Origin of the sequence: Streptomyces solincola, assembly GCF_002982015.1 — a bacterium.
GTDB classification, from domain to species: Bacteria; Actinomycetota; Actinomycetes; order Streptomycetales; family Streptomycetaceae; genus Streptomyces; species Streptomyces solincola.
Window position 1 is genome coordinate 1 of the sequence record NZ_PVLV01000296.1, and the last position, 6,664, is coordinate 6,664.

Annotated in this window: 5 protein-coding genes and 1 pseudogene; 5 read left to right on the plus strand and 1 reads right to left on the minus strand. The window is 72.2% G+C overall.

Annotation, left to right across the window (positions count from 1 at the left end; genetic code table 11):
• Together C6N75_RS19410 and tpg are read left to right on the plus strand one after the other, a co-directional pair.
• Positions 1–673, plus strand: a pseudogene (locus tag C6N75_RS19410) (telomere-associated protein Tap); the annotation flags it as partial.
• A gap of 6 nt (positions 674–679) precedes the next feature.
• Positions 680–1,237, plus strand: a complete 558-nt coding sequence (tpg, locus tag C6N75_RS19415) for a telomere-protecting terminal protein Tpg (RefSeq protein ID WP_105870185.1) — start codon at positions 680–682, stop codon at positions 1,235–1,237.
• A 35-nt stretch (positions 1,238–1,272) separates the two neighbouring features.
• On the opposite strand, the gene C6N75_RS19420 is transcribed toward tpg, so the two are convergent.
• Positions 1,273–3,009, minus strand: coding sequence for an amidase (locus C6N75_RS19420; protein WP_105870186.1), 1,737 nt, complete (start codon positions 3,007–3,009; stop codon positions 1,273–1,275).
• A 149-nt stretch (positions 3,010–3,158) separates the two neighbouring features.
• Between C6N75_RS19420 and C6N75_RS19425 the strand changes: the two genes are divergently transcribed.
• The 3 genes from C6N75_RS19425 to C6N75_RS30800 all read left to right on the plus strand — a co-directional run bounded on the left by C6N75_RS19425 (position 3,159) and on the right by C6N75_RS30800 (position 6,101).
• The gene (locus C6N75_RS19425) at positions 3,159–4,157 is read left to right on the plus strand and encodes a LacI family DNA-binding transcriptional regulator (protein ID WP_105870187.1); all 999 of its coding nucleotides are present in this window, start codon (positions 3,159–3,161) and stop codon (positions 4,155–4,157) included.
• Between the two features lie 156 nt (positions 4,158–4,313).
• Positions 4,314–5,099, plus strand: coding sequence for an alpha/beta fold hydrolase (locus C6N75_RS19430; protein ID WP_105870188.1), 786 nt, complete (start codon positions 4,314–4,316; stop codon positions 5,097–5,099).
• Between the two features lie 768 nt (positions 5,100–5,867).
• Positions 5,868–6,101, plus strand: a complete 234-nt coding sequence (locus C6N75_RS30800) for a DUF6531 domain-containing protein (protein WP_181160540.1) — start codon at positions 5,868–5,870, stop codon at positions 6,099–6,101.
• Positions 6,102–6,664 lie beyond the last annotated feature (563 nt).

A 6,664-nucleotide genomic window follows, 5' to 3' on the forward strand; every position in this document is an offset into this window, starting at 1 on the left:
CCAGACCCACACCGTCGCCTACGCCCAGGAGCTCGGCCACAACGTCCAGCCCCTGGAGGGCTACCTGCGCCGGGAGAGCGGCGCCTACCTCGACCCCTGGCACGACCGGCTCAAGAACGCCTACGTCGACACCCTCGCCGACCTCGGCGTCACCAAGGACCTCACCGACCGCGAGTTCCTCCTCGCCATGGAGATCCACCAGCAGACCGACCCCGGTCTGGCGGCCGTCCTCGCCGCCGTCAAGGCCACCGTCAAGGGCGGCGTCGGCAAGCTCCGCGAGCGCCCCCAGGGCCGCCGCTACCGCGAGGGCGAACGCTGGCCCGCCCTGGAGCGCCCCACCTGGCGACCCGACATCCGCGCCGCCGTCATCTCCAAGACCCGCGTCAACATGCACCGCAAGATGCTGCGCATGGCGGAGTTCACCGGGCGCTACCCCCTCGCGGTGCTCTCCGACTGCGTCGTCTACCCCTCACCCGGGCCCTCCCCGCTCGACTTCCTCCCCCACAGCACCAGCGGCAAGCCTCTCCCCGGAGCCTTCCGCCTCGGAGCCACCCCCGGTCTTGCCAAGCTCGAAGGAGTGCAGGAGATGTCCTGGGCCGTCGACCTCATCGAGCACGGCCTCAATCCCGCCCGCCACATCAAGGGCGGCGACGCCGTCGCCGAAGGGGAGTAGCAGCCGGTGCCCGAGATCGACGACGCCCTGGAACGCGCCGACCGCGAAGGCTTCACCCGCCAACCCCCGAAAACCCTCCAAGGCCAGATCAACTTCCTGCTGCGCACCCTGAAGACCACCCGGGCCGTCGCCGCGGAGATCGGCGTCACCGCCGACTCCGTCAACCGCTACCGGCGCGGCGCCCGCCGCACTCCGCCCCCCGAGATCGCCGCCCGGATCAACGAAGCCGTCCGCTCCCGCTGGCAGCCCCGCATCCGCCGCCGGCGCCGGCGGCAGGCCGCCACCACCACCGGCATCACGGTCGAGACCCGGGCCCGGTTCGGCTACACCGCCCCCGTCGGCACCACCGACGACGGCCGCATGCGCCGTCTCACCGTCCACCTCACCCCCCTCCACGCCCGCCGCCTCTTCGACGCCCAGGCCCAGGGCGCCGACGACCAGCGGCTGCGCGACATCATCGCCGAGGGCTTCAAGGACGTGTACTTCCAAGACGGCGGCACCCGCGCCCTCGGCCTGACCGACGTCTCCCTGAACGACATCGACTACCTCGACCTCGACTACTGACGGCCGTCCGCCGGGGCGCGGTGCGTGCCGTCAGGTCACTCGGTCCCGAGCCGGGGCGTGCGCGGGGGCTCAGTCCGGCGCGTGCCGGTCATCTCGAAGGCCGCTGCGAGAGTGAGCAGGGCGTTGTCGTCGTAGGCGCGGCCCGCGAGGGTCAGGCCGACGGGCATGCCGGTGTCGGTCATGGTGCCCATGGGCACGGTCACGGTGGGGATTCCCAGGTGCCGGGGGACGAGGTTGCCGTTGGCGACCCACACACCGTTGCGCCAGCCGAGGTCGGCGGACGCCTCACGGATGTCCATGTCCGCGGGCCCCACGTCGGCGACGGCGGGGAAGACCACCGCGTCCAGCCCCAGTCCGTCCATCCACACCTCCAGGTCGACGCGGCGGGTCTCTTCCAGTCCGCGCAGTCCGGCTTCGACGTGCGGCATGTCGGTGAAGGAGGCGTACGGCCGCTCGCGCGCGAAGCGCGGGTAGTCGGCGATGGTGTCGTCGAAGCCGTCGTACCGGTCGGGAAGCTCGCCCTGGGCCTTGGGCCAGATGCGGTCGCCGTCGACCTCGGCCAGGGTGCCGAGCTGCGGGTCGCCGTTGGCCCGCAGGAAGTCGTCCCACGCCCAGGCGGACAGGTCCTCGATCTCGACCGTGAGGAAGTCGCGGCTGACCAGCCCGCGGGTGGGCAGGGAGGGCGCGCCGGGGCGGTCGGACTCGTAGTTCGTGACGACGGGGAAGTCGACCTCGACCACCTCGGCTCCGGCCGCCTCCAGGTCACGCCGGGCGGCCTGCCACAGGGCGATCACCGAGGGGCGGGTGTCGATCCGCTGCCCGGTCTGGCCGCCGATGCCGCCCTCGGGGTTCGTCCCGGCTCCGGGGTCGGCGTTGATGTACATCTTCGGGACGCCGACCCGCTTGCCGGCCAGCGCGGCGACCGCCGCCGAGGCGTCGGCGGGCGCGAGCGCCGGATAGGCGGCCGGACGCACCTGCGAGGCCGCCGGCAGCGTCACCCAGGGCTGCGCGCGCCAGAGGTCGCCCCGGGTCTGCGGGTCGTCGGCGACGATGACGTCGAGCACTTCCAGCAGGTCGGCCATGGTGCGGGTGTGCGGGACGACGACGTCCATGGTCGGCACCAGCGGCCAGTTGCCGCGGACGGAGATCACGCCGCGGCTCGGCGTGTAGGCGCACAGCGCGTTGTACGAGGCCGGCGCCCGGCCCGAGGACCAGGTCTCCTCACCGAGCCCGAACGCGCCGAAGGAGGCCGCCGTCGCGGTGCCCGAGCCGTTGGAGGAGCCGGAGCCGTAGGCGCTGGTCAGCCAGTCGGCGCTGTACGGGCTCTCCGCGCGCCCGTACACGCCGCGCTGCATGCCTCCGTTGGCCATCGGCGGCATGTTGGTCAGGCCGATGAGGACGGCCCCGCCGGCGCGCAGCCGCTCGATGGCGAAGGCGTCGCGCTGGGCGACCAGGTGCTCGAAGGCCGGTGAGCCGGCCGCCGCCGTCAGCCCCTTGGCGAGGTAGCTGTCCTTCGCGGTGTACGGGATGCCGTCCAGCGGCCCGAGGGCCTCGCCGCGCGCGCGGCGGGCGTCGGACGCCTCCGCCTCGGCGCGGGCGTCCGGGTTGAGCACGACCATCGCGTTGAGCGCGGTGGCGGTACCGGGCCGGTCGTAGGCGTCGATCCGCGCGAGGTAGGCGTCGAGCAGCTCGACCGCGGTGGTCTCGCCCTTCTCCAGCGCCGCGCGCAGGTCCGCGATTCCGGTCTCTACAACGTCGAATCCGCGCGTCATGCGGGTGCCTCCTGAAGGGGTGGTACGGACCGGGGAGCCCGTTGCTGGAACGTTCCAGCAGCACGTCCACCATAAGGATGCTGGAACGTTCCAGCAAGAGGAGCCGGCGGGCGGGGGGAGCGGCGCCCGCCGGGGTCTAGACTCGCGCTGTGACCAGCCGCTCCGTGACGCTCATCGACGTGGCCCGGGCGGCCGGGGTGTCCAAGAGCACCGCCTCCAACGCGCTCGGCGGCGCCGGCCGGGTATCCGAGACCACCCGCCGGCACGTCCGGAACATCGCGCAGGAGCTCGGCTACCGGCCCAACACCGCCGCCCGCAGCCTCCGCCGCTCCAGCACCGGGGCGATCGGCCTGTACCTGCCGCGCACCGGCACCCGCCTGGACTACTACATGAAGCTGGCCTTCGGAGCAGTCGAACGGGCCCGGGAGGACGGGCTCGACGTCGTCCTGCTCGGCCCCCACACCGCGTCCGGCGGAGGGCTGGCCTCCCGCGTCGACGGCCTGCTGGTGATCGACCCCGACATCGCAGACCCCTCCGTCCCCGACCTGCTCGACGCGGACGTCCCGGTGGTCACCGGCGAGCGCTACCTCGGCGGCGGCGCCGCGCCCAGCGGCGCCGTGGTCTGCGACAACGCGGCCTCGCTCACCGCCCTGCTGGACCACCTCGCCGAGCGCGGCGCACGCCGCCCCGCCCTGCTGGCACCCGGCTCCGGCTCCGACTGGGCCGCGGCACTCCACGCCGCCGCGGACACCTGGAGCCGCCGAAAAGACGTCGAGGTGACCGTGCGGACCGTCCCGTTCGCCGCCACACCGGCCCAGGCCGACGCCGCCACCACCGACCTCATCGCCACCGTCCCCGACCTGGACGCGGTGGTGTGCGCCCCCGACGGCGCGGTGCCCGGGGTGCTCGCGGCCGCGCTGCGCGCCGGGCTGCGCACGGGCGCCGACCTGCTGGTGGCCGCATGCGTCGACGGCGCCGCGGCACGCGGAACCCACCCGCAGGTGACAGCGGTCGACCTGCGGGCGGCCGAGTACGGGCAAGCCTGCGCCGCCCTGCTGAGCGACCTGCTCGCCGGCACGGCCGAGCCCGGAACCGTACGCCGCCACGACTGGACCCTCAACGTCCGCGGCTCCACCACCCGCTCCTGAGCTCCGCATCCGGCCGACGCCACGGACCTCGCCGCGCTGGCGGGGTGGACACCGCCCATGCGCCGGCCGCCGCGCGGCAGCCCTGTGGCGGCAGCCCTCACCCCGGCGGAGACTGGCCGCAGACGCAGAGCAGAGCACGGGAAGGCGGCGAAGGACATGGGCCACCACGCGGAGCTGCCGGGCGTACGCACCTGGTACGAGACCGAGGGCTCCGGTGAGCCCATGCTGCTGCTGCACGGCGGCTTCTGCACCAACGACACCTGGGGCGTGCTGCGCACCGACCTGGCGGCACACAACCACCTGTTCCTCCCCGAACGCCGAGCGCACGGACACACCCCCGACGTCCCCGGACCGCTCTCCTACCAGGACATGGCCGAGGACACGGCGGCCTTCGTCGAAGCGGTGATGGGCGAGCCGGCGCACCTGGTCGGCTGGAGCGACGGAGGCATCGTCGCGCTGCTCCTCGCCGTCGCCCGACCGGACCTGGTCCGGAAGATCGTGGTGATCGGGGCGGGCTTCCGGCCCGCTCCCGAATGCTTCGCCGATCCGGCCATGCTGGACGCGATGACGCCGGACGGCGACGAACTCGCCTTCTTCCGCGAACTGTACGCATCCGTCTCACCCGACGGACCGGACCACTGGCCGGTGGTGGCGGCCAAGGTGCTCGACATGTGGCGCACCCAGCCCACCCTCACCACAGGACAACTGGCCGGCATCGGAGCGTCCACCCTCGTCGTCTCGGGCGACGACGACCTGGTGAGCCTGGAACACACCATCGCCCTGTACCGGGCACTCCCGGACTCCCGGCTGGCCGTCGTGCCCGGAGCCTCCCACCTCGTCCCCCTGGAGCAGCCCGACACGATCGGCCGCCTCATCCATGAGCACCTTGCCCGGGACACCGTGGAGACGATGATGCCCATCCGCCGAGCTGCGGCACCCTGAGGCGTCCAGTCACACGGACGCCTCCCATCACGCAAGTCGCAAGAGATCAAGCCGTAATGCCTCCCCGGATCCGGTTGCCACAATCATCCCCATGGGGAAGAGCCCCGCTCTCGCGCGGGGGAGAGCCGTGACTTCCGTGATGCGAGATGTCTTGATCTTGCTCGTGTGTGGTCGATCTTCGGGGGCAGTCCGGGCTGTCTGTGGACTTCCTGTGTGAACGTGTGTGCGCCCGGTGGCCGTTGGGGTCGCCGGATAGCTCCTTCGTGGGGGAACTTCGATGCGTTCACGTGCTTCGGGCACGTCTCTTCGGCGTGCCCGCAGATCGACGCGCTACGGCTTGGTCGCCACCGTCGCGGCCCTGTCGCTGGCCGCGTCGGCGGTCCCGGCCCTGGCCGAGCCGACCACCGCTCCCGACCCGGGTCCGGCCTCGGTATGGGGCAAGACGGACGGACCACGATTCGAGGTCCCGCCGGTCAAGGTCGGCACCAACCGCCCGGTGCCCAGTGAGGCGGAGGCGCCGGCGTCGGCTGGGGAGAAGGCCTGGCAAGCAGCCCAGAAGAGCAGGCTCGCCGGCAAGGCCCCCAAAACATCCGCAGCACCGTCCCTGCAGGACGATGGCGGCGAGCCGGTCACCGTACCGGGCGGTCAGGGCGCGGTGCCATGGCACCAGATCACCGACTTCCGGATCACCGACTCGCTCGTGGCCCGGATCAACCTGTCCACCGGCAACCTGATGCTCGCCGCCACCGACTTCGAGGTCGCCTCGGCGTGGGCCAGAAGCTGCGACTGGCCCGCACCTACAACTCCTTCGACGGCACCGGCGGGCTGGTCGCCCAGCGGTGGTGGCAGGAATACGAGCGCTCCCTGTACCGCTCCGAGAACGAGGTCGTCCTCACCGGCGCCACCGGCGACATCCTGCGCTTCACCGAAGCCTCCGACGGCTCCTTCACCACCCCCAAGGGCTACGCGAAGGACCTGAAGGCCAACACCGACGGCACCTAAACCCTGACCAACCGCAAGTCCGGGCTGAAGGACACCTACGACACCGCTGCACTAATCCACTTCAACCACCGTTTCATGGCAAGCGGCTACCCGTTCAGGCACCGCGGGAGCCGCTTGCGGCCAGCGCTCGTCCTCTGGACCCCTCTATAGGGGTCCAGAGACCCAGTCACGCACGTGGGCTGCCGTTCAGGGACTGCGTGGATCAGGGCCGGGCGGTGCGTCGGCTACCTCGGGGCATGGGTATGGTTCCCAATCAGTACACAGGCACCATGCATGATGCACCATCAGCCGCCCCCTGCTGCTGGAGCTGAGTAGTTGAGGTCGGGAGCGCAGCGGACGGCCGGCCGCTCCCGCTTGCGGGAGCGGCTCGGGGCGGAGCGCAGCGGAGTCCCGTAACCCGGGCCGCTTGCGGCCCGGGTTACGGGACTCCGCTGCGGGAGGCGTACTACCCGCGCTTGCGCGGGTAGTTGGCGGCGCGTCAGCGCCGCCCGGATCCGCGTCAGCGGATCTGTTCGCTTTCTGCGCGGCTTGCCGCGCAGTGTCCCGCCTGTCTCTTATACACC

Bases quoted from the DNA above. Each gene is read 5' to 3' on its own strand.
- C6N75_RS19420 (WP_105870186.1), bottom strand. From the start codon at position 3,009: ATGACGCGCGGATTCGACGTTGTAGAGACCGGAATCGCGGACCTGCGC.
- C6N75_RS19430 (WP_105870188.1), top strand. From the start codon at position 4,314: ATGGGCCACCACGCGGAGCTGCCGGGCGTACGCACCTGGTACGAGACC.